The organism is Tardiphaga sp. 709, from assembly GCF_032401055.1.
GTDB lineage: Bacteria > Pseudomonadota > Alphaproteobacteria > Rhizobiales > Xanthobacteraceae > Tardiphaga.
Genome location: NZ_CP135529.1, coordinates 4403903 through 4426883, shown reverse-complemented (window position 1 = coordinate 4426883; position 22981 = coordinate 4403903). Strand labels below are relative to the sequence as shown.

Below are 22981 nucleotides of genomic sequence, written 5' to 3'. Positions count from 1 at the left end.
AGCGGGTGGCAATCGACTCATTGCTGCACAAGTCTGTTCATATGAACGAACGGAGTGCGATGATGAGCTTCGACATCGAGGCCGTGCACCGGATTTTGGGCGGCAGACGAGACGGGGTCCGCAATCCCTTTCAAGTCATAGACCCGCCTTCGCCCAACGATCTGGATGCGACTGCGTTCGCGGCAAGCGTCGACCTCACCGGTTCAGCCGATGATGATAATGCACACCGCTGGCACGACGGGAATCAATCGGCCGCCGCCGATCTCGACGGCGACTGGTTCAGCCGCTGGAACGGTGGCGCCGATCCGACCATTCCCGGCGACGCCAACGACAAATGGAAGCACGGCGCCGCCCAACTGAGAATGACGGATGACCGGATCTATCTGCTGTTCACCTGGGACGATGGCCGTCGCATTGGCCTGATCGACGCCCGTCGCGACGGCGCGCGCAACCTGGCCGGCAAATACATCAATCTCACCGCACCCGAGATCGTGCGCCCATGGGCGGGACTGATCGTTGACACCAACCGCATCGACGGCCGCTGGACCAACGGCCGCCTCGACTTCCGCCGATAACTACTTCGGCAGTTTCGCCTTCAGCGCATAGAGCGCATCCAGCGCCTCGCGCGGCGACATTTCGTCGGGATGCAGCGCCTTCACGGCCTCCATCAGCAATTCCGCCTCCGACGGAGGGGCCGCCTCGACCGGTGCACGCGCTGTGATCGCGAACAGCGGCAAATCGTCCATTAATGCCTTGGCGCTTTGACCGCGATCCTGCGCTTCCAGCTTGGCCAGCACCGACTTCGCGCGCGCGATCACCGCGGGCGGCAGGCCGGCGAGTTTGGCCACCTGAATGCCATAGGAGCGATCCGCCGAACCCGGCAGCACCTCGTGCAGGAACACGACGTCGCCGTGCCATTCCTTGACCCGCACCGTGGCATTGAACAGCCGCGGCAGTTTCGCCGACAGCGCGGTGAGCTCGTGATAATGCGTCGCGAACAAAGCGCGGCAGCGATTGCTCTCGTGCAAATGCTCGATCGCCGCCCAGGCGATCGACAGACCGTCGAAGGTCGCGGTGCCACGACCGATTTCGTCGAGGATCACCAGCGCGCGCTCGGTGGCCTGATTGAGGATGACCGCCGTCTCCACCATCTCGACCATGAAGGTCGAACGACCGCGCGCGAGATCATCAGCAGCGCCGACGCGCGAGAACAGCCTGTCGACAATGCCGATGCGGGCGCGCGATGCCGGCACGAAACTGCCGATCTGCGCCAGCAGTGCGATCAGCGCATTCTGGCGCAGGAAGGTCGACTTACCCGCCATGTTCGGGCCGGTGATCAACCAGATCTGCCCGGACTTCTGCCCCGGCCCCGGCGACAGATCACTGGCATTGGCGATGAACGGCTGGCCGTCGCGGCGCAGCGCCTGTTCGACCACCGGATGCCGGCCCCCCTCGATGGCGAACAGCAGCGAGTTATCGACGTCCGGGCGGATATAATTGTCATCGACCGCCAGCTTCGCCAGTGCCGTCGCCACATCCAGCAGCGCGAAGGCATGGGCGGCAGCGCGCAGATCTTCCGAGGCCTCGGCGACCATCGCCGACAGCCGTTCGAAGATTTCGAGTTCGAGCCCAAGCGCGCGGTCGCCGGCATTGGCGATCTTGGCTTCGATCTCGCCCAGTTCGGACGTGGTGAAGCGCACCTGCCCGGCCAGCGTCTGACGATGGATGAAGATCGCATTCAGCGGCGGCTGCATGAGCTTGTCGCCATGCTGCGCGGTGACCTCGACGAAATAGCCGAGCACGTTGTTATGCCGGATCTTCAGCGCCTTGACGCCCGTGTCATCGGCGTAGCGCGCCTGCATCGACGCCACCACGAGCCGCGAGGCGTCGCGCAGATTGCGGGTTTCGTCGAGCACCGGCTCGAAGCCTTCGCGCACGAAGCCGCCGTCGCGCTTCAGCAGTGGAAGATCGTCGGCCAGCGCCCGCGCAAAGGTCGCGGCGAGTTCGCGCGATGGCCGGCGCAGGCCGGTCATCGCGGCGGTGATATCCGCTGGCAGATTGTCGATGGCGCCGAGACGCGCCAGCACCTGATCTGCGGCAAGCACACCATCACGCAGACAGGCGAGATCGCGCGGACCGCCGCGGCCGACCGAAAGCCGCGCCAGTGCGCGCGACATATCAGGCGCAGACTTCAGGGCCGAGCGCAGATCGTCGCGCAGCCCGCTGTCGGATACGAAACTCGTGACCGCATCGAGCCGGCGGCCGATGGCCGCTTCATCGGTCAGCGGCGCGGCAAGACGCTGCGCCAGCAGGCGCGAGCCGGCGGCCGTCACGGTGCAGTCGATCGCATCCAGCAGCGAGCCCTTGCGCTCGCCTGATAGCGTTCGCGTCAGTTCGAGATTGGCGCGCGTCGCCGGATCGATCGCCATGGTGGTGCCGACCGCTTCGTGGGTCGGCGGCGACAGCGGCACACGTTTGCCAACCTGGGTGCGCTCGACATAGGTGACACACGCCGCCGCAGCGGTCGCTTCCAGCCGCGACATGACGCTGAGGCCATCCATGGTGGCGACGGCAAAGTAATCGCACAGCCGGCGTTCGGCGGTGGCACCATCGAACACGTCACGGGTCAGCGACGTTACCGCCGGCAATTCGCGCAGCAACTGGCTGAGATCAGGATCGCTGTAGAGCGCGTCCGTAACCAGCACCTCATTGGGATTGATCCGCGCCAACGTCGCGCCGAGTTCGCCCGTCGCACATTCGGTGACGATGAATTCCGCGGTGGAAATATCTATCCAGGCAAGACCGATACGGTCGGCACCAGCCGAGCCCTTGCTGCGCGCAATCGCCAGTAGATAATTGTTGGCGCGGGCATCGAGCAGGTTTTCTTCCGTCAGCGTACCCGGCGTCACCACGCGGACGACGTCGCGGCGGACCACGCTCTTGCCGCCGCGCTTCTTCGCCTCGGCCGGATCCTCCATCTGTTCGCAGACGGCGACACGGATGCCGAGCGAGATCAGGCGGTGCAGATAATCATCGGCGCGGACCACAGGCACGCCGCACATCGGGATATCCATGCCCTGATGCTTGCCGCGCTTGGTCAGCACGATCCCCAGGGCGCGCGAGGCGACCTCCGCATCCTCGAAGAAGATCTCGTAGAAATCGCCCATCCGGTAAAACAGCAACAGGCCAGGATTGGCGGCCTTGATCTCAAGATACTGTTCCATCATCGGAGACACTTTTGCGGTGTCTTCCACACGGGGAGCGGGTTCTGGGGCGGTAATGGGCTGCTGGATCGTCATGGCGGCGGACGCTAGCAAATTTTGCTCCGCCGATCCCACCCGCGGCTGTCGCAAACCATAGTTTTCCCCACCGCGGCGAGGCAGTTGACAAGTCAACTACGATTTCATATCCGCAGTTCTCAAGGGAATTCCTGAATTCCCGCGGACAACGCTGCCACCCAGCAGCGGCATTTGACCGGGTGAGCGGGGGTTCTTAAAACCACCGCGAAAATCCGGCAATCGAGCGCGGATGCAGTCTCCAGGGAGAGAATTGATGAGCGATGTCTTCATTTGCGACGCCGTCCGCACCCCCATCGGCCGTTTCGGCGGCTCCCTTGCCAAAGTTCGCGCCGACGACCTCGCCGCCGCCCCCATTAAAGCCCTGATGGACCGCAATCCCGGCGTGGATTGGGCTGCCGTCGAGGAAGTCTATTTCGGCTGCGCCAACCAGGCCGGTGAAGACAACCGCAACGTCGCCCGCATGGCGGCGCTGCTGGCCGGTCTCCCCGATTCCGTTCCCGGCGCCACGCTGAACCGCCTTTGCGCCTCCGGTCTCGATGCCGTTGGCGCCGGCGCCCGCGCCATCCGCGCCGGTGAAATCGATTTTGCCATTGCCGGCGGCGTCGAATCCATGACCCGGGCGCCGTTCGTGCAGGGCAAAGCCACCGAAGCGTTTTCGCGCTCGGCGGAAATCTTCGACACCACCATCGGCTGGCGCTTCATCAACCCGCTGATGAAGGAAAAATACGGCGTCGACGCCATGCCGGAGACCGGCGAAAACGTCGCGCAGGATTTCCAGATCTCCCGCGCCGACCAGGACGCCTTCGCCATCCGCTCGCAGCAGAACGCCGGCAAGGCCATTGCAGCGGGTTACTTCGCCGAAGAAATCATCCCGGTGATGGTGCCCGGCGGCAAGGCCGGCCCGATCGCCGTCGACAAGGACGAGCATCCGCGCCCCGAGACCACGCTGGAAGGCCTCGCCAAGCTGCGCCCGATCGTGCGCAAGGACGGCACGGTCACCGCCGGCAACGCCTCGGGCGTCAATGATGGTGCCTGCGCCATGATCCTTGCTTCGGGCGCCGCGGTGGAGAAGCACGGCCTCAAGGCCCGCGCCCGTATTCTCGGCCTCGCCTCGGGCGGCGTCGCGCCGCGCATCATGGGCATTGGCCCGGTGCCGGCGACCAAGAAGCTGATGGAACGCCTTGGTCTGAAGATCAGCGATTTCGACCTGATCGAACTCAACGAGGCCTTCGCCTCGCAGGGCATCGCCGTACTGCGCCAGCTCGGCGTCAAGGAAGACGCTGACTTCGTCAATCCGCATGGCGGCGCGATCGCGCTCGGCCATCCGCTCGGCATGAGCGGCGCCCGCCTCGCGATGACGGCGGTGCACGGCATGGAGAAGCGCGGCGGCAAGCTCGCGCTGGCAACCATGTGCGTCGGCGTCGGTCAGGGCGTCGCCATGGCGATCGAGAAGCTGAACTAAAACTTAAGTCCACAAGCAAGCCGCCGCGGGATCCGCGGCGGCCAAAGGGGAAACCAGCATGACGCTAATCTATCCCGTCGAGAGCAATGCGGCGCACGCGCCGCGCCTCTCACCCGGCTACAAGAGCACCATCAAGCGTGCCCCGCAGAAGCAGCGCATCCTGATGCCGCACACGCTGTCGGAAACGACAGGACCGGTCTATGGCCACGAGACCGTGCGCCCCGGCGATCATGACCTTACCACCATGCATGCCGGCGAGCCGCTCGGCGAACGCATCATCGTCCACGGCACCGTGATGGACGAGGACGGCCGCGGCGTGCCGAACACGCTGGTCGAACTGTGGCAGGCCAATGCCTGCGGCCGCTATGTGCATGTCTGGGACCAGCATCCCGCGCCGCTCGATCCGAATTTCACCGGCGCCGGCCGCACCGTCACCGACGCCGCGGGCAACTACAAGTTCGTCACCATCAAGCCCGGCGCCTATCCGTGGGGCAATCACCATAATGCCTGGCGCCCTGCGCACATCCACTTCTCGGTGTTCGGCCATTCCTTCGTCTCGCGCCTCGTGACGCAGATGTATTTCCCGAACGATCCCTTGTTCCCGTTCGATCCGATCTTCAACTCGGTCACTGACGAAAAGGCACGCCTGCGCATGGTGTCGGATTTCGACCTCGACGTCACCGAGCCCGGCTGGGCGCTGGCCTACCGCTTCAACATCGTTTTGCGCGGCCGCAACGCGACCCCGACGGAGAATCACTGATGCCCGGAATTACCCCGTCGCAGACCGTCGGTCCGTTCTATGCCTACGGCCTGACGCCGAACGGCAAATACGCCTGGAACGACGCCTTCACCAGCAACCTGCTAACGCCCGACGTCACCGGCGACAAGATCCGCATCGAAGGCGTGATCTATGACGGCGACGGCAAGGTGGTGCCCGACGCCGTGCTGGAAATCTGGCAGGCCGACGCGCAGGGCCGCTTCGCCGATCCGCAGGACACCCGCGGGCTGCCGAATTCGAGCTTCAAGGGTTTCGGCCGCTCCGGCACCACCGATGCCGGCGAATATTCGTTCGACACCGTCAAACCCGGCAGCGTGCCCGGCCATGACGGCAAGCCGCAGGCGCCGCATATCGTGATGGCCGTGTTTGGCCGCGGCATGACCATGCAGTCGATGACGCGTATCTATTTCGAGGACGAAGCCGCGACGGCTGATGATGCGGTGATGAACCTCGTCCCGGCCGACCGCCGCGCGACGATCATCGCGAAGAAGACGGCGCCTGGCGTGTATCGGTTTGATATCCACCTGCAAGGCGCCAACGAGACGGTGTTCTTCGACGTGTGAGTTTTTAACCTCTCCCCGCCCTTTGCGGGGAGAGGTCGGAGCCGGCGCGCAGCGACGGCTCCGGGTGAGGGGCCGGACACGCAGCCGCGCCGCGCGCGGACTGCCAAGTCCCACTCTCCCTCCCCGAGATCTCAGCATCTCTCTGAGGAAATTCCGATCCGAAAATCCACGCATGAGGTGGACGCCGTACCATGCCCCTCACCCGCCGCGGAGACGCGGCGACCTCTCCCCGCAAAGAGCGGGGCGAGGTTAAAAGGAACTATTCCATCACTGCCGGATGCTCTTCCGCACCCGGCTTTGCCGCTTGCGCCCGCAGGTGCCGCATCCGTTCCGCCTCAATGCCTCATGATGCGCCCCGCCGTGCACAGAGCGTAAAAGGACAACAATCGCGCCAGAAATACTGCCAAAAAGCCGAGGCTCGAAAATTGTGCCTCGGCGTGTAACATGGCGGCGCCGACGCTTCCTCATCTGCGGGACGTGTACCACCATGACAGCAATCTCACCGCTACCAGTGGCGGATGCCGGACATCTCACCGCCGCGCTTCGCAAGTCCGGCGTGCTCGGCAACGGTCGCGTCCGCGATGTCATCGTGGAGCGCTCGTTCAACACGGTGCTGTCCAGGATCGACCGGCTGCGCCTGAGCTACGATGGCGGCGACACCGATGCACCGGGCTCCATCATTCTCAAGACCGTCGTCCCCGAACGCGCGGCGACGTTCTGGCATGCCGGCCGCAACGAAGTTGCATTCTACAACACCGTTGGTTCGGCCATGTCCGAGCATCTTGTGCCGCGTTGCTACGAGGCGGTCAGCGATGCCGGCACCAAGGCGTGGCATTTGCTGCTCGAAGACCTCACTGAGTCTCACTTTGTCGCCACCACCTGGCCGCAGCCACCGACATTCGCACAATGCGAGCAGATCGTTCGGTCTCGGGCACGCTTTCATGCGGCGTGGTGGAATGATGCGCGCCTCGGCGTCACAATCGGAACATGGCAGGAGTCCACCGAGCTGGATCAGCAGGTGCAGACGCTCACGCGCCAGTTGGAAAAATTCACCGAGCGCCAGGGCGATCGCCTGTCACCCGAACGGCGCGAGCTCTACGCACGGCTGCTCGACGCGGCGCCGCGCCTGCAGGCGCGCCACCGCTCCCACTCCAACATGACGATCGTCCAGGGCGACTCCCATGTCTGGAACATCTTTCTGCCGAAAGATGAGAACGGCCATGAAGCGCTGCAATTCGATTGGGATAGCTGGCGCGTCGACACGGCATCGGACGATCTCGCCTATATGATGGCGATGCACTGGTATCCCGACATGCGGCGGCGCTTTGAGCGACCTTTGCTCGACCACTACCACGCCGAACTGGTGGCGCGGGGCGTGCGCGACTACGACCGGCAAGCGCTGAATGACGACTACCGCCTGTCCGTGTTGTGGCAGATCACCACCCCGGCATGGCAGGAGGCCAATAACATCCCGCCGGTGATCTGGTGGAACAACCTTGAACGTATCATGCTGGCGGTCGACGATCTCGATTGCCGCGAGCTGCTCGACTGAGAACTGGCTTTATTCCATCACCGCCGGATGCTCATCCGCGCCCGGCTTCACCGCCTGCGCGCGCAAGGTCGCCTTTGACGAGCCGATGATCAGCGCCATCGGAATCGCACAGAGCGTCACCAGCATCACCATCTGATAATCGAGCCCGAAGGCGATAATCGTTGCCTGCAGCGTGACGATGGCGTCCATCACGGCGCGGCCGCTATCGGTGGCGAGGTTGATTGCGCTGGTTACATTGGGCATCTGCAGCGCGTTGTTGAACGGTGTGATGTGCTCGACCAGCACCGCATGGGCCATACGGGTGTTGGACGTCAGCTGCGCGATCACGATGGAAATGCCGATCGAGCTGGCGACATTGCGCAGCAGCGTGAGCATCGAGGTGCCGTCGGTGCGCAGATGATTGGGTAGCGTCAGGAACGCCACGGTAGATAGCGGCACGAAGACGAGACCGAGGCCAAATCCCTGCGCGATCGAGACGATCACGATCTCCGACACGCCGGTCTGGTCGGTCCACATCGACGTGAAGAACAGCGACACCGACATCAGCGCCATTCCCACCATGATCAGTGTACGCGCCTCGACATATTTCATGATGCGCCCGACCAGCATCATCGCCACGAAGGTGCCGGAGCCACGCGTCGCCAGCAACAGACCTGCCGTGAGGATCGGATAGCCGATCACGTTCTGCAGATAGGGCGACGACAGTGCCATGGTCGAATACAGCACCAGCCCCATGACGGCCATGAACACGCAGCCGCCAACAAAATTCTTGTCCTTGAAGATGGCGAACTGGATGAACGGCTTCGAGGTCGTGAAGGAATGCGCGAAGAAATAATAGAAGCCGATGACCGAGACGATCGCCTCAATGACGATTTCGTTGGATTCGAGCCAGCCGAGTTGCTCGCCACGGTCGAGCGCGAGTTGCATCGCACCGATACCGATGGCCAACGCGCCGAAACCGAACCAGTCGAATTTCAGTTCTGCATCGGTCTTGGTCTCGTCCATGAAGGCCAACAGACCAAACACCGTGACGATGCCGAAGGGCAGATTGACGAAGAACACCCAGTGCCAGGAGTAAGTTTCAGTCAGCCAGGCGCCCAATGAAGGTCCCATGATCGGGCCGAGCATCACGCCCATGCCCCAGATCGACATCGCCTTGGCGCGCTCATGCAGCGCGTAACTGTCGAGCATCACCGCCTGCGACAGCGGCACGAGTGCCGCGCCGAACACGCCCTGCAAGAGACGAAAGCCGACCATCTGGTTGATGTCCTGCGCGAGGCCGCACAGTACCGAGGCGACAGTGAAGCCCGCCGAACAGACGATGAAGATCTTCTTGCGCCCGAACCGATTGGCGATCCAGCCGACCGGCGCGGTCATGATAGCCGCCGCCACGATGTAGGAGGTCAGCACCCAGTTGACCTGGTCCTGCGACGCCGACAGCGTGCCCTGCATGTAAGGCAGAGCAACATTGGCGATGGTGGTGTCGAGCGCCTGCATGATGGTGGCGGTCATGGCGCAGATCGTCACCATGTTCCGGCGAAAGCCGGGGACCGCACTGGGAGATGGCGCCGACGTGGTCATCGGATCAGTCCTGACTTGCCTTGGCCGACTCCGCCTTGGCTGACGAAAGTCCGAGCAGGCCCGCCAGCGAGCGATGATGCTTGGTATCGATGGTGGTGTAGGTGCTCATACCAGCCTTCAGTCGCTTCACGAAGGGATCTGCATAATCGAGATAGATCCGCACCGGCACACGCTGCACGACCTTCACGAAATTGCCGGTGGCATTCTGCGGCGGCAGGATCGCGAATTGCGCGCCGGTGCCGGGGCTCAGCGAACCGACGGTGCCCTTGAAGGCATGGTTCGGGAACGCATCGACATCGATCTCCACGGTCTGGCCGACGGCGATGTAAGTGAAATCGGATTCCTTCAGGTTGGCATCGACCCATGGCCTGTTGTCGTCGATCACCGTGAGGATCGGCGTGCCGGCCATCGCGAAGCGGCCGAGCTGGATGTTATCGACCTGCGTCGCGACACCGGAGATCGGCGCCTTCAGCGCGGTGTGGTCGAGATTGCGCTGCGCCTGATCGAGCGCCGACTGCGCCTGCGCGTAAGGCGGGAATTGGGCCAGCGGCAGGTCGGGATTGCCGAGCAACTGGTTCATCGAGGTCGCGAGCTGCTGCCTCAGGAGTTCGAGCTGTGCTTTCGCGGTCACCGCCGCGGTCGCCGCATTATCGAGATCGAGCTGCGAGCCGAAGTTGCTCTTCACCAGCGTCGACTTGCGTTCGACGTCGCGCTGTTTGAAGTCGACGCCCTGCTGCGCCAGATCCTGCATCTGGCCATAGATCTTCACATTGCTGACGAGGTTGTCATAGGTGGTCTTTGCCTGGGCCAGCTTGGCCCTGGCATCGTCAAGCGCCAGCCGGAACGGGATCGGATCGATCTCGAACAGCACGTCGCCTTCTTTGACATGCTGGCCTTCGCGCACCACGACCTTGTCGACCTTACCGGAGATATCCGGCGTGATCAGCACCTTCTGCGCACCGACATAGGCGTCGTCGGTGCCGACATAACGGCCACCTGAGAGATAGAACGCAACGCCGGCAGCCAGAACCACAGCCGGCAACACGACCAGCAGCAGCGACCGGCGATAGCGCTTCAGGAAACCTTTCGCGCCCTCACGCTGCGTCGTCGCGGCGCCATCGGATCCGCCCTCGGGCGCATCCTTGTCGGGAAATTTCAGCACGGGCTCAGCCATAGACTTGTTCCTTGGTCTTTGTGACTGCGGGGTTCAGCGCAGCGCGGATATTGTCTTTGATGGTTTCGAGATGCGCGACCAGCTGGTGCATGTCGGCCTCGCTCACGCCGGCGAACGCGACCTGCATCAGGTTGCCGCGCAGCACCGCCAGCTTTGCCGTCAGCGGGCGCGCGGCCTCGGTGAGATAGAGGCGCTTGATGCGGCGGTCGGTGTCGTCATTGCGGCGTTCGATCAGACCGCTATCGCAGAGCTTGTCGATCAGCCGCGTCAGGCTGATCGGCGCCATTTCCATGGCGTCGGCGAGATCGGTCTGTTTTTGCCCCTCATTGCGCTCGACCTTGGCGAGCACCGCCCATTGGGCGCGGGTCATGCCGAACTGGCGCGCTTCCTTGTCGGCCAGCAGCCGCAACATGCGCTGGGTCTCGAACAAGGCAGACAGGAAATCGGTGCCGGTGTCAGGCTGGCAGGACATGGAGGCGCTCCGTAAACTTAGCTTATTATAAGCAAGCTTATGAATAACGCATCGGTGGACGATACGACGCAGCCCCGCGACTAGCGCATGGCTAGGTCTCCCGGGCCTCCGCACAATGGGCGGCACAGCAAAAAGCCCGGCACGAGGCCGGGCTTGAGGTCGTCAGGAGGATCGAAAGGATCAGTATTTGGCCACGACCGCGGGGCTGAAGGCGTAATTGATGCCGGCGCGGAAGACGTGGTCATGGAAGCCGACCGAGGTCTGGTTGGCCGTCCCTCCGAAATAGGTCGCCGAGCCCAGATCGAGATACAGATATTCGAGCTTGGCCGACCAGTTGGTGCCGAACTTCTTTTCCAGACCGGCGCCCAGGGTCCAGCCGACGCGGGTCTGTGATTCCGAAAACAGCGTGCCGGGAATCGTCACGGCGGCGCTGGCCGGTGTCGTGCCGGCAGAGCCCGGTCCGAAGATCTGGCCTGTTACTGTCGTCTGTGTCGAATACTTGACCTCGCCGACAGCGAGACCGCCGGTGCCGTAGAGCAGCAGATCCGGCGTTGCCAGCAGGCCGACGCGGCCGCGGAAGGTCGCAAACCACGGGAAGCTCCACGAGCTGTTGGCCGATGTCTGCGTCAACAGATTGAAGTCTCCGCCGGGCAAGGTGGTCCGCAGCGAACTCACTGGAGAGTTCGCGCTGCCACGTTCACCGGTCCCCTGGATATCGGCTTCGAGACCGACGACCCATGTGCGATCGAGCTGCCAGTTGTAGCCGATCTGGCCGCCGCCGAGGCCACCATTGACGTCCTGTTTGATCGGTGACGCGAAGGCAGTGCCCGGCAGGAAAGTAGCGTCGCCCTTGCCCCAGCTGTAGCCGCCGTTGAGGCCGACATAAAATCCGGTCCAGTTGATGCCGGGGTCCACCAGAACCGGCGCCTTGGCGTACATGCGGGGGGACAGATCCGCGGCGCCGGCGGTCGACGAAAACGCCATGATGGCGAGGCCTGCAGCGGCCAATACGGTGCGTTTCACCATCAGTCTCCTCAACAACAGATCAACAAAGGCAGGCCGAAGGTCCTGCTTCGATGATGTGTAGTTGAATGAGACATCAGCGACTTGGAACGGACGCGACGCGGCAGGACTGGATGAGACTGGCACCGCAATTCGTTCTGCTTGTTGCGTTCAGGCCACATGGCGCATCGCGAACTATCAAAGACAGAAATACCAGAAGGCGCGCTAGCGGCGATCAGTATGAACGTGATCCGGCGCTGGCACGACCAAGATGTAGTTCAATGCTTGCAGGACTGATCCTCGTGACTTCAGGGCCCGGTCCCGAAACGCCCGATTCATCAATCGCGGCTGCTTCCGAAAATCTGCAGACACCGCAGCTCCAATTCGGGCGCCTGACATTCAACGTCGAGTCCCCTCTTCCGACGGACACCCCGTTTTCAACCGATGCTGCGTTGCACAGGTTGCCCGGAGCGATTGTTTTTATCGGCACGGGATTTCCGGCGAACGATCGCATGCCGGATGCTGCGACTGCGTCATCGCCCGACGATGTCGTCTTTGCAGTCGTTCTGAAAGGTCGGGCTCGCGCATCGCAGCATGGCCGCGAAGAAATCATCGAGCAGAACCATGCGGTCTTGATGACAACCAGGGACACCGGTTGGCATACGTCATCTTGTGAGACGCAGCATCTGATCGTTCAGATCGACCGTGCTGCGCTGTCGATCAAGGTGCCGAATCTCGGCGCCTGGCTCATGCGACCTGTCCTCCTGGAGGCTCAGACGTTGCGGCTATTGATGGCGCATTGTCAGGAAGCAATCGACCTGGACGGGGCCGCCCCCACCCATCTTCAGCACCATGTCGTGGCCGATCTGTGTAGCCTGATCGCACTTCTCACAATCGGTTGCGAGAACCACTCCGAGACATCTCCACCTTCCAGCACCCGCATGCTGCGCTTGCAGGCGATCAAGGCAGCCATAGAAGCAAGCCTCGGAAATCACGGTCTCTCGGCCGAAACACTGGCGGCCGCTCAGAAAATCTCACCGGATTATGTCCGCAAGCTGTTTCGCGAACACGGCCTCAGCCTGTCGGAATATTTGCTCGAACGGCGTTTGGCCTATGCTCATGCACTGCTACTCGACCCATTGCGGGCCGATGAGCGGATCGGGAAGATCGCCGACGAGGCCGGCTTTAACGACTTGTCGTATTTCAACCGGACATTCCGGCGCCGATATGCCACCTCGCCATCGGATCTGCGCCGGGAGCGCAAAAGCTCCACCTGATCCGGCCCGGTATCGCCCACTCAACCTTTGCAATCGCCCGGCTGTCCCCCCATCTGCAGGGAACGCTCGTCATTTGGCGGGGCTGGATTCGGTGTAAGACTGGGCCCCACCGCCAAAAAGACGGGCACAATCACACCGAACGGGTTAAGCTACCTCCATATGGCAGTTCCGAAACCAACTTTCCCGGCTCCTGGCCACGATCACGACCGCTGTACGGCGGACGCGATGCATCATGCCGAGCATGTCTGTGCGGCCCGGTCGCAAAAGCTGACCCCGATCCGCCGGCAGGTGCTTGAAGCGCTGCTCGCAAGCCATCGGCCGCTTGGGGCCTACGAGATCATCGATGAGCTTGCCAAGACCACCTCGCGTCCGGCACCCATCACCGTGTATCGCGCACTCGATTTCCTGATGGAGAACGGCCTCGTTCACCGCATCGAGAGCCGCAACGCCTTCCTGGCCTGCGCGCACGACCACGGCACCGCCTCGATGGTCGCGTTTCTGATCTGCGACCAGTGCGGGTCGGTCGGCGAAGTGCCCGCAACGAAGGTTGCGCAGAGCCTGAATGATGCCGCACGGACGACTGGCTTCGTCCCGAAACTGTCTGTTGTCGAAATCACCGGAACCTGCGCGCACTGTCAGGCGTGACGATCCCATAACAACACGGCGACAAGCCGGGCCCGAGGCTTCATGTCTGCAGAAGTGATCATCAGTCCACCCGGCGGACGCGCACTCACCGCCGGCGCTATCGCCCTCGTGCTGATGCTGTGCCTGACCTGGGGCTTCAACCAGATCGCCATCAAACTGGTGCTGCACGATATCCCGCCCTACACGCAGGCGATGCTGCGCTCGGCCGGCGCGCTGCTGGTCATCCTGGCCATTGCGCGCGTGCGCGGCATCAAGCTGTTCGAACGCGACGGCACGCTGAAGGCCGGCCTGTTCGCCGGCGTGCTGTTCGGCATCGAATTCGTGCTGATCTTTCACGGTCTGCAATTCACAACGGCCTCGCGCGCCGCGGTTTTCCTCTACACGATGCCGTTTTTCGTCGCCTTTGGCGCCTATCAGTTCCTGGGTGAACGCCTGCGCCCGGTGCAATGGGCCGGGCTCGCGGTGAGTTTCGCCGGCGTCGCCGTGGCGATCGGCGTCCCGCAGCCCGACGTCACCACCGACGTACTGATCGGGGATCTGATGATCGTCGCCGGTGCGGGGCTGTGGGCCGCGACCACGCTGGTGGTCAAGATGACGCCACTCCTCTACGCACCGCCCGAGAAGGCACTGGGATACCAAGTCGGGCTGTCTGTCCCGATTTTGGGCCTGGCGGCGCTGCTGGCGGGCGAGACCCTGACCCGGGTTCCCGGTCCGCTGGCGCTGTCCCTGCTCTCGTTTCAGGCCTTCTGGGTGGTCGGATTCACGTTTTTGCTCTGGTTCGGGCTGATCAAGACCTATTCCGCCAGCAAATTGTCGGCTTTTACCTTCATCACCCCTTTGTTTGGCGTCGCGGCAGGCTATCTCATCATGGGCGACCACCTGACCCCCGCCTTCGGCCTCGCTGCGCTATTGGTCGTCGCCGGGCTGGTCCTCGTTAACCGACCGGTCAGGGCCTAGGCCACTAACACATTGCTGGATGTCATCTAAATCTGATATTCGAGACCCCATGAACAAGATTGAAATTCCGTCTGATATCGCCGGTCCGGCGCCCCGGCACCTCACCACACAGGTCATGGTTGGCAACGTCGCTGTCGGCGGCGGCGCCCCGATCGTCGTGCAGTCGATGACCAACACCGACACGGCCGACATCCAGGGCACCATCGACCAAGTCGCAGCGCTGTCGCGCGCGGGCTCGGAAATGGTCCGCATCACCGTCGATCGCGACGAGGCCGCAGCCGCCGTTCCGCATATCCGCGAAGCGCTCGACAAACAGGGCATCACCACGCCGCTGGTCGGCGACTTCCACTACATCGGCCACAAGCTGCTCGCCGAATATCCGGCCTGCGCCGCGGCGCTCGACAAATACCGCATCAATCCCGGCAATGTCGGCTTCAAGAGCAAGCGTGACAGCCAGTTCGCTGACATCATCGAGATCGCGAACAAGAACAACAAAGCCGTCCGTATCGGCGCGAACTGGGGTTCGCTCGATCAGGAACTGCTCACCAAGCTGATGGACGAGAACGCGCTGTCCGCGAATCCGAAGGACGTTCGCGCGGTGACGCGTGAAGCGATGGTGCAGTCCGCATTGCTGTCGGCGGCCCGCGCCGAAGAACTCGGCATGCCGAAGAACAAGATGATCCTCTCCGCCAAGGTTTCGGCGGTGCAGGACCTCATCGCCGTGTATCAGACGCTGGCCTCGCGCTCCGACTATGCGATCCATCTCGGTCTCACCGAGGCCGGCATGGGCTCGAAGGGCATCGTCGCCTCCTCGGCCGCGCTCGGCATCCTGCTGCAGCAGGGCATCGGCGACACTATCCGCATTTCGCTGACGCCGGAGCCCGGCGGCGACCGCACGGTGGAAGTTCAGGTTGCGCAGGAGCTGCTGCAGACCATGGGCTTCCGCACCTTCGTGCCTCTGGTCGCGGCGTGCCCGGGTTGCGGCCGCACCACGTCGACCACGTTCCAGGAACTGGCGCGTTCGATCCAGGATTTCATCCGCGACTCGATGCCAGGCTGGAAGACGCAGTATCCCGGCGTCGAGAACCTCAACGTCGCGGTCATGGGCTGCATCGTCAACGGCCCCGGCGAATCCAAGCACGCCAATATCGGCATCTCGCTGCCCGGCACCGGCGAAAGCCCGGCCGCGCCAGTGTTTGTCGACGGCGAGAAATTCCGCACCCTGCGCGGCCCCAGCATCGCGGCCGACTTCAAGGCGCTGGTGATCGACTATATCGACCAGCGCTACGGCGCCAACGCCAAGGCGCCGGAAGTCGTGAGCGCGGCGGAGTAATTCAAGCAGCTACTCCAAAATCAGCCGGCGACCGGGTCATCCGTCGCCGGCTTTTTTCGTGCCGTATGACGGACATGAAGGATCACGACTTCATCCAAGCCTTCGTCAACTGCATAGAAGATCGAAAACGGATAGCGCACGATCGGCAGCATACGGGTCTCGTCTTCGCTCGTAGCCACACCTGTGAACGGGAATTGTTCGAGTTGTGTGCAAACTCGCTCGATACGAGCCACAATTGCGCGTGCAGCCGCCTCATTGCGCTCGGATATATAAAGGAAAATCTCTTCGAGTTCGATCACGGCGGTCTTAGACCACCTGACTTTCATCAGCGAAAGCGATTGAAGAGAGCAGCAACTTCTTCTTCGCTAGCCAACTGGCCAGCTCGCATTTCAGCAAGACCGCGGAGCACGGCAGCCCGCTCTTCGTCATCCAATTGGTAGACACCGACGTGCTTTGCCTCGATCTCATTGAACGACGTCAAAAACTCTTCCTGCGCCTCTTCCGGCCAGGTGGCGACTTGTTCAAGGATGAGTTCGATATCCTGACGGGTCATCGATTATGTTTAGCACATTTTTGCTGCCATGGCGATAATTTCAATCTATAGTTTTATTTTAGGATACAGCACGCGAAGAGGCAGTCTTGCGTCTCGGCAATCGCTTATTCGGATTGCACCCGGGCCGAACGCTACGGTCGCCGGCGCCTTTTTCATTCTTGTCTCCTCAGCCTCTTGCAACGCTCAGATGTTTGGCCTGCCTGGCCGCTTCACGCGGCCTGACATCGCGCCATCACCGCAGACGCCGCCGGCAGTGCCCCCTCAGGTGCCGAAGCGGACCGGCAACGCTGCAGCTCACTGGGAACCACTCTTCAAAGCCCAGGTGGAGCGATGCTGGAAAAAGCCCGGTGGTGGCGGCAAGGAGCCGATCGAGGCGATCTTTGTGATCAAGCTGAAGCGCGATGGCATGATCGATGAGGCGCGCCCGATATCGATCACCTCGACCACGCCCTATAGCAAGGCGTATCAGATGAGTTGCATGCGTGCGCTCGAGAACTGCCAGCCCTACAGGCTTCCCGATGCCTATTACGACGAGTGGCGCTTCTTCGAGCCGGTCTTCACCGAGCGCATCCGCTGAGCGACGCTACAGCGGAATCCGCCGAAATTCGCGATTGGTCAGCCCCGCTTCTTCCAGATCCAGATCGCGCTCGATTCTCCTTCGGCTTTCGTCGGTGATCTTGCCGTCGCGGAGTTGCGCGTGGATGAATTTGCGCTCGGCCTTGATGAGTTCGCGCACCAGATCGATGCCGACCGCCGAGACGTCGACGTCGGGATCGAGCTCGCCCGGCAGCTGGTTCGAGCGGCTTTCATGGCGCGCGCGCAGCAGCTTCACGACTTCGTCAGACAGCTCACGATCGTCGGTCATGGCATCGAGCCGCGCCAGGGCTGTCGCCAGCGCCTCGCGGCGCGTAGCGAGTTCAGCCTCGTGCTCGGCGATATATTCCTCGCGGCCAATTTTGGTCACGCCGAGCCACTTCACCACGATGGGCAGGCACAGGCCGAATCCCACCAGCGTGATCAGAATGATGTTGAAGGAGACGAACAGGATCAGGTCGCGCGACGGAAAGCCTTCGTTCGAGACCAGCGTGAATGGCAGCGCCAGCGCTGCGGCGAGCGATACGGCACCGCGCACGCCGGTGAAGGCGACGACGAAGGTCCATTGCCAGTTCGGCGCAGGATCGCGCTTGCGCAGGTCTGCGCTGAGCCAGCGCGGCACATAGATCGCCGCATAGACCCAGACGAAACGCGCCACGATGATCACGACGGTGACGAGCACCGTGGCCAGCATGATATCGGCGAACGGAAACGCCTTCGATTTCTCGATTAGCGCCCGCATCTGGAAGCCGGTCAAAAGGAACAGCAGACCCTCGACCAGATAGATCACCAAATCCCAGAAGAAGATGCCCTGCAAACGCGTTGCCGCCGAGATCAGCAACGGGCCGTTCCAGGAGATGTAGAGACCGCAGGCCACAGTGGCGATGATGCCGGAGCCGCCGAAATGTTCGGGAATGAGATAGGCGACATAGGGCGTCAGCAGCGACAGCGTGATCTCGACCTGCGGATCGCGCGCGCGGTGACGCATGCGCAGGCTGAGCCAGCCGATGGCGAGGCCGAAGACGAGTTCGCAGGCGAGAATGGCGACGAAAGTGCCCGCCGCCTTCGGCAGCGAGAATGCCCCGGTGGTGATCGCTACCACCGCAAAGCGATACAGGATCAGCGTCGTCGCATCATTGGCGAGACCCTCGCCTTCCAGCACCACCAGAATCCGGCGCGGCAGGCCGATTTTGCGCGCAATCGCCAGCGGCGCCACCACATCCGGCGGCGCAACGATGGCGCCGAGCAGGAAGCCGACCGACCACGGCAGCCCGATCAAAAAATGCGTCGCGGTGGCGACGAGGCACGCGGTGAAGATCACGCATCCGACCGCCAGCAGCGTGATGATGCGCAGATTGGCACGGAATTCGCGCCAGCTCATGGCGACGGAGGCCGAATAGATCAGCGGCGGCAGCACGCCCAGCAGCACCACATCCGGCGGCAATTGGATCGAGGGCATGCCCGGCACGAAGGCCAGTGCAATGCCGGCCAGCAGCAGCAGGATCGCGGGGGCGATGCTGATGCGCTTGGCCAGCCACGCTGTACCTGCGAGCGCAGCGATCAAAACCAGGAAAATTTGAAACTTGGCTTCCACGCGGGCGATATCCTCTACAGGCCTAATTTGCCCGGCGCGGCGGCAAGGTCAATGCAGGCGCGTGCTGAAGTATCAGATCGCGCTTGCCGCGATATTGACCATCAGCGCCACCAGCGCGGTATTGAAGATGAAGGAGACGATGCCGTGGGCCGTGGCGGTGCGGCGGATGCTCTTCACAGTGATGCCCACGTCGGAGACCTGCGCGGTCATGCCGATGACGAAGGAGAAATACACGAAGTCCCAATAGTCGGGCTGTTCCTTCGTGTCGTCATCGCCAGACGGAAATGCCAACCCGCCGGGTTTAGCGCCGCGATAGAACTGATGGGCATAATGCAGCGAGAAGGTCGTGTGTACGGCGGCCCAGGACGAGGCGATGGTGACGATCGCCAGCGTCAATTCCCACGCCGTGCGATGGCCCTCGCCAAGTTCGAACACGATGGCCGCGATGCTGGCGAAGGCGCCTAAGGCTGCCACCAGCAGGATGATGAAACTGCCATCGTCCTGCAGGGCGGCGTTGCGGCGGATGTGTTTCTGGCCGCCACTGCGCAACATCATGCCGTAGACCAGCATGAGATAGAACGCGATGAACACGTCCCAGCCGATCAGGAGACGGGTCACCAGCCGCATCGACGATGGCAGCACGAAGAACGCGACAATGCCGATCAGGAGCGCAAGGAATGTGCGCGGGCGACCGTAAACGACGCGGATCGGCGCCGGCATCTTGCGAAAACGGACAAGGAGCTCGTCGAGATCCTTGCCCGCCTCCGACATGATCAGATCTTCCTTAGTTCTTGCGCTCGGCCACGAAGCGCGCGGCGGCGCGGAGCACGTCGCCCTTGGCGCCGAAGATCGACAGCGATGCGTCGGCGGTGGCGATCAGATCGGCGACGCGCTTCTTGGCGCCCTCGACGCCAAGCTGGGTGACGAATGTGGTCTTGTTGAGCGCAGCATCGGCACCGGCGGGCTTGCCGAGCGCAGCGGCGTCGCCTTCGACATCCAGCAGATCGTCGGCGATCTGGAAGGCTTCGCCGAGCGCGCGGCCGTAATCGTCGAGCGCCTTGTATTCCTTCGGCGTGGCCTGGCCGAGCAGCGCGCCGGCGATGACGCCGTAGCGCAACAGCGCACCGGTCTTCATCTGCTGCACGCGGGCGACGTCCACCGGACCCTTGTCCCCGAAGCGGCCTTCGCCGGCGAGATCGAGCATCTGGCCACCGACCATGCCGCCCAAGCCAGCGCAGCGCGCGAGGGCTCGGGTCAGCAGCAGGCGCACCGTCGCATCCGAATGGATTTCATCGCGGGTGACGATGTCGAAGGCCAGCGTCAGCAGCGCGTCGCCGGCGAGGATCGCGGTGGCGTCGTCGGTGGCCTTGTGCAGGGTCGGACGGCCGCGGCGCAGGTCGCTGTTGTCCATCGCCGGCAGGTCGTCATGGATCAGCGAATAGCAGTGGATGCATTCGAGGGCGGCGCCAACCAGCAGCGCCTGCTCGCGATGCACGCCGAATACCGCCGCGCTCTCGACCACCAGGAACGGACGCAGCCGCTTGCCGCCGCCGAGCGAGGAGTAACGCATCGCATCCATCAGCCGCTTCGGCCGGGCGATTTCATCGGGTAGCACGCCATCGGCGAGCACTTTGGTCAGTACGGCTTCGGTATCGTCCGCGGTCTGGTCCAGGCGCGAGGCAAAATCTTTGGTGGAAGCACCGGTCGACATTAAGAATAGCTCCAGAACAATTTGGCCGGACAATCCTCTATGGCAAAGGCCACGTCAATTGCGCCTGCGGCGTCCCGCCGCGATTGGTCGCGGCAAGCTTAACCGGCTTGAAAAGAGTGAGGAAACCCCTCTCTATCAGCGGCATAGCTCCGACCGGGAACGCCCCTCTTGCGCCTCATCCGCCGCCTCATCCTGATCGGAATCCTGCTTGTCGCATTGCCCTATCTGCTGACGCCGCTTTATGCCGTCGGCCGGCCGATTTCGGCGCTGATGGCGTGGCGCTGGATCACCGGTTCCCCCGTGGAGCGGACCTGGGTTGATCTCAAGACCATGTCGCCGGCGCTACCGCGCAGCGTGGTTGCGTCCGAAGACGCCAAATTCTGCAGCCATCGCGGTATCGACTGGGATTCCCTGCAAAATGCCATTGAGGACGCCCAGGACGGCGAAGTCTCGGGCGGCGGTTCCACCATCACCCAGCAGGTGGCGAAAAACCTGTTCCTGTGGTCAGGCCGCAGCGTGATCCGCAAGGGCCTCGAAATCCCGCTGGCCATGTGGGTCGAGCTGATGCTGTCCAAGCAGCGGATCCTGGAAATCTACCTGAATATCGCCGAAATGGGCCCATCCGGGCAGTTTGGCGCCCAGGCCGGCGCCGAATATGCCTTCAATCGGCCAGCCTCAAGCCTGTCGGCCCGGGAAGCCGCGCTTCTGGCGGCGATCCTGCCCAATCCGGTCACCCGCAGCGCCCGGACGCCGGGGCCGGGGGTGCGGCGGCTGGCGGCAACCTATATGGCCCGGGCACAGGCGGCGGAGCTGCAGCGGTGCTGGAACTAGGCTGTCATTCCGGGACAGGACCGGCGGCAAAGCCGACGGGCATGGGCCCGGAATCCCGACATGTGGCGATGAACATGTCGGGATTCCGGGTTCGCGTGCGGCTGGCGCCGCCCTCGCCCCGGAATGACAGGTTTGTGGCGCGAAATCCTCGAAAAATCCGACCGCCCCGCCCTAGCCATCGCGTCGTCATTCCGTTATAAGCCCGGCCTTATCAGCGATTTTGCCCGCGCGTTCTGTGCTGGCCGCCTGTCACCGGGCGCCGATCGAAACCATCTGCCAAGAACCTGCAAGGACTTTTCCTATGGCCGTTCCGAGAAGAAAAACATCGCCGTCGCGGCGTGGCATGCGTCGTTCGGCTGACGCGCTCAAGACCCCGACCTATGTCGAGGACAAGGACTCCGGCGAATTGCGCCGTCCGCACCACCTCGACCTGAAGACCGGCATGTACAAGGGTCGTCAGGTTCTGAAGGTGAAGAAAGAATCCTGACCACTGGATGGAGGGCAGCGCCACGTCAGGTGGCGCCGCCTTCGCTCGTCCACGTAAGGTCCGGGTCAAGCGGGTCGAAGCGCCAGCGGGCAAGTCGAGAAAGCTGTTCAGACAATAATTCTGAACTGGTCTTCCGCCCGAATTCGCTCCAACTCTGGAGCTAATGCGTTGTCCCGGTGATGCGCGCGCGTCACCTCGGTGATGTCGTCACCTTGGTGATGTCCTGCATCGCCCACATGCGTTCTGGTTCTCTCGCTCGCAAAGAAGGCCTTCGATGGCGTCGATCGGTTTCCCGCTGCTGCTGATTCCGGTGGCGATCTGCAACATCATCGCCTTCCTGATGCCCGACCTCGCGCTGTCGGGCCCGATCCCCCTCTTCCCGATCACGCTGATGTCGAAAGACATCTGGATGGTGACGCTCAACGACCTGCTCGTTGCGCTCAGCATTCTCTTGCTGTGGCTCGAGGTGATGCGCGCCGCGCGCCCGGCGCCGAAATATTTCACCGACCATTTCCTGTCGCTGCTGGTGTTCGGCGCTGCCGCAGCCGAATTCGTGATGCTGCCGAAATTCGGCAACGCCACCTTCTTCCTGATCACCCTGACGGCGATGGTGGATTTCCTCGCCGGCATCTCGCTGCGCGCCCGCCGTCCCCGCCGCGTCGCCGCGCCGGTCTATGCACCGGAGCCGGCACCGCGTTATGAGCCCGCGCCAGCGCCGGTCGCTCCGACGCCTCCGCCCGCTCACGTTCCGGCCGCGACGTCCGTCGCCGAAGCCGTGTTGACCGATCGCCCGGAGCCGAAGGTCGAGAAGCTCGAACGGATCGAGCCGAAACTTGAATCGCCCCCGGTCCCGCCGGAAGTCGTGGCGCATACGTCGCCGCAGATCACGTCACCGGATTTGCAGCCGGGTGGCGTGGTATCGCCGGAAGACAAGCCGAAGACGTAAGCGACGAACCTCTCCACTTGTCATCCCCGCCTAGCACGCCGAAGGCGTGCACGGGGCGGGGATCCATACACGCGGAAGAATTGTTGAAAGCGCCATGGATGTGGCTCTGCCGCCGTTTCAGTTTTGAAATGGGAGGCTATGGGTCCCCGCATTCGCGGGGACGACAGCGG

Annotated in this window: 24 protein-coding genes; 14 read left to right on the top strand and 10 right to left on the bottom strand. The window is 62.9% G+C overall.

Annotated elements, in window-relative coordinates; genetic code table 11:
• Positions 1–62 precede the first annotated feature (62 nt).
• Entirely contained in the window at positions 63–575 is a 513-nt protein-coding gene (locus tag RSO67_RS21515; RefSeq protein ID WP_315840497.1) for a hypothetical protein, read from the top strand.
• On the opposite strand, the gene mutS is transcribed toward RSO67_RS21515, so the two are convergent.
• Positions 576–3299, bottom strand: a complete 2724-nt coding sequence (mutS, locus tag RSO67_RS21510) for a DNA mismatch repair protein MutS (protein WP_315844325.1) — start codon at positions 3297–3299, stop codon at positions 576–578. It lies immediately after the preceding gene.
• Between the two features lie 253 nt (positions 3300–3552).
• Between mutS and pcaF the strand changes: the two genes are divergently transcribed.
• From pcaF to RSO67_RS21490, 4 genes are all read left to right on the top strand, one after another.
• Complete coding sequence (gene pcaF, locus RSO67_RS21505) at positions 3553–4761, top strand: 3-oxoadipyl-CoA thiolase (protein WP_315840496.1); 1209 nt, start codon at positions 3553–3555, stop codon at positions 4759–4761.
• Between the two features lie 58 nt (positions 4762–4819).
• A complete protein-coding gene (pcaH, locus tag RSO67_RS21500; protein WP_068732948.1) occupies positions 4820–5521 on the top strand; it encodes a protocatechuate 3,4-dioxygenase subunit beta in 702 nt (233 codons plus the stop codon).
• On the top strand, positions 5521–6102 hold the full coding sequence (gene pcaG, locus RSO67_RS21495) for a protocatechuate 3,4-dioxygenase subunit alpha (protein WP_315840495.1): 582 nt from the start codon (positions 5521–5523) through the stop codon (positions 6100–6102). Before pcaH ends, pcaG begins: the two co-directional genes overlap by 1 nt.
• A 487-nt stretch (positions 6103–6589) precedes the next feature.
• On the top strand, positions 6590–7654 hold the full coding sequence (locus RSO67_RS21490) for an aminoglycoside phosphotransferase (protein WP_315840494.1): 1065 nt from the start codon (positions 6590–6592) through the stop codon (positions 7652–7654).
• Positions 7655–7663: 9 nt separating this feature from the next.
• On the opposite strand, the gene RSO67_RS21485 is transcribed toward RSO67_RS21490, so the two are convergent.
• From RSO67_RS21485 to RSO67_RS21470, 4 genes are all read right to left on the bottom strand, one after another.
• Positions 7664–9235 carry a DHA2 family efflux MFS transporter permease subunit gene (locus tag RSO67_RS21485; protein WP_315840493.1) on the bottom strand — a complete coding sequence of 524 codons (1572 nt, stop codon included), beginning with the start codon at positions 9233–9235 and terminating at the stop codon, positions 7664–7666.
• A gap of 4 nt (positions 9236–9239) precedes the next feature.
• Positions 9240–10409, bottom strand: a complete 1170-nt coding sequence (locus RSO67_RS21480) for an HlyD family secretion protein (RefSeq protein ID WP_315840492.1) — start codon at positions 10407–10409, stop codon at positions 9240–9242.
• Complete coding sequence (locus RSO67_RS21475) at positions 10402–10881, bottom strand: MarR family transcriptional regulator (protein WP_315840491.1); 480 nt, start codon at positions 10879–10881, stop codon at positions 10402–10404. The genes RSO67_RS21480 and RSO67_RS21475 overlap by 8 nt, the downstream gene beginning before the upstream one ends.
• Positions 10882–11061: 180 nt before the next feature.
• A complete protein-coding gene (locus RSO67_RS21470) occupies positions 11062–11907 on the bottom strand; it encodes a porin family protein (protein ID WP_315840490.1) in 846 nt (281 codons plus the stop codon).
• A 257-nt stretch (positions 11908–12164) separates the two neighbouring features.
• Between RSO67_RS21470 and RSO67_RS21465 the strand changes: the two genes are divergently transcribed.
• The 4 genes from RSO67_RS21465 (at position 12165) to ispG (ending at position 16095) form a co-directional block, all read left to right on the top strand.
• Positions 12165–13160, top strand: a complete 996-nt coding sequence (locus RSO67_RS21465; RefSeq protein WP_315840489.1) for an AraC family transcriptional regulator — start codon at positions 12165–12167, stop codon at positions 13158–13160.
• A gap of 159 nt (positions 13161–13319) precedes the next feature.
• Complete coding sequence (locus RSO67_RS21460; RefSeq protein WP_092139844.1) at positions 13320–13805, top strand: Fur family transcriptional regulator; 486 nt, start codon at positions 13320–13322, stop codon at positions 13803–13805.
• Between the two features lie 42 nt (positions 13806–13847).
• Positions 13848–14762, top strand: a complete 915-nt coding sequence (locus tag RSO67_RS21455; RefSeq protein ID WP_315840488.1) for a DMT family transporter — start codon at positions 13848–13850, stop codon at positions 14760–14762.
• A gap of 49 nt (positions 14763–14811) precedes the next feature.
• The gene (gene ispG, locus RSO67_RS21450; protein WP_315840487.1) at positions 14812–16095 is read left to right on the top strand and encodes a flavodoxin-dependent (E)-4-hydroxy-3-methylbut-2-enyl-diphosphate synthase; all 1284 of its coding nucleotides are present in this window, start codon (positions 14812–14814) and stop codon (positions 16093–16095) included.
• Between the two features lie 20 nt (positions 16096–16115).
• On the opposite strand, the gene RSO67_RS21445 is transcribed toward ispG, so the two are convergent.
• Positions 16116–16394 carry a type II toxin-antitoxin system RelE/ParE family toxin gene (locus RSO67_RS21445; protein WP_315840486.1) on the bottom strand — a complete coding sequence of 93 codons (279 nt, stop codon included), beginning with the start codon at positions 16392–16394 and terminating at the stop codon, positions 16116–16118.
• Positions 16395–16420: 26 nt separating this feature from the next.
• The gene (locus tag RSO67_RS21440) at positions 16421–16648 is read right to left on the bottom strand and encodes a hypothetical protein (RefSeq protein WP_315840485.1); all 228 of its coding nucleotides are present in this window, start codon (positions 16646–16648) and stop codon (positions 16421–16423) included.
• Between the two features lie 187 nt (positions 16649–16835).
• On the opposite strand from RSO67_RS21440, the gene RSO67_RS21435 reads away from it, so the two are divergent.
• Positions 16836–17225, top strand: coding sequence for a hypothetical protein (locus tag RSO67_RS21435; protein WP_315840484.1), 390 nt, complete (start codon positions 16836–16838; stop codon positions 17223–17225).
• 6 nt (positions 17226–17231) lie between these two features.
• Here the strand turns inward: RSO67_RS21435 and RSO67_RS21430 are convergent, their stop codons facing one another.
• The 3 genes from RSO67_RS21430 to RSO67_RS21420 all read right to left on the bottom strand — a co-directional run bounded on the left by RSO67_RS21430 (position 17232) and on the right by RSO67_RS21420 (position 20547).
• Entirely contained in the window at positions 17232–18836 is a 1605-nt protein-coding gene (locus tag RSO67_RS21430; RefSeq protein WP_315840483.1) for a Na+/H+ antiporter, read from the bottom strand.
• 72 nt (positions 18837–18908) lie between these two features.
• The gene (locus RSO67_RS21425; RefSeq protein WP_315840482.1) at positions 18909–19607 is read right to left on the bottom strand and encodes a DUF1345 domain-containing protein; all 699 of its coding nucleotides are present in this window, start codon (positions 19605–19607) and stop codon (positions 18909–18911) included.
• Between the two features lie 13 nt (positions 19608–19620).
• Positions 19621–20547 carry a polyprenyl synthetase family protein gene (locus tag RSO67_RS21420; protein WP_184513246.1) on the bottom strand — a complete coding sequence of 309 codons (927 nt, stop codon included), beginning with the start codon at positions 20545–20547 and terminating at the stop codon, positions 19621–19623.
• A gap of 168 nt (positions 20548–20715) precedes the next feature.
• On the opposite strand from RSO67_RS21420, the gene mtgA reads away from it, so the two are divergent.
• The 4 genes from mtgA (at position 20716) to RSO67_RS21400 (ending at position 22811) form a co-directional block, all read left to right on the top strand.
• Complete coding sequence (gene mtgA / locus RSO67_RS21415; RefSeq protein ID WP_315840481.1) at positions 20716–21378, top strand: monofunctional biosynthetic peptidoglycan transglycosylase; 663 nt, start codon at positions 20716–20718, stop codon at positions 21376–21378.
• Positions 21379–21510: 132 nt separating this feature from the next.
• The gene (locus RSO67_RS21410) at positions 21511–21738 is read left to right on the top strand and encodes a hypothetical protein (protein WP_315844401.1); all 228 of its coding nucleotides are present in this window, start codon (positions 21511–21513) and stop codon (positions 21736–21738) included.
• On the top strand, positions 21680–21865 hold the full coding sequence (gene rpmF / locus RSO67_RS21405) for a 50S ribosomal protein L32 (protein ID WP_068732923.1): 186 nt from the start codon (positions 21680–21682) through the stop codon (positions 21863–21865). The genes RSO67_RS21410 and rpmF overlap by 59 nt, the downstream gene beginning before the upstream one ends.
• A gap of 274 nt (positions 21866–22139) precedes the next feature.
• Positions 22140–22811 carry a hypothetical protein gene (locus RSO67_RS21400; RefSeq protein ID WP_315840480.1) on the top strand — a complete coding sequence of 224 codons (672 nt, stop codon included), beginning with the start codon at positions 22140–22142 and terminating at the stop codon, positions 22809–22811.
• Positions 22812–22981 lie beyond the last annotated feature (170 nt).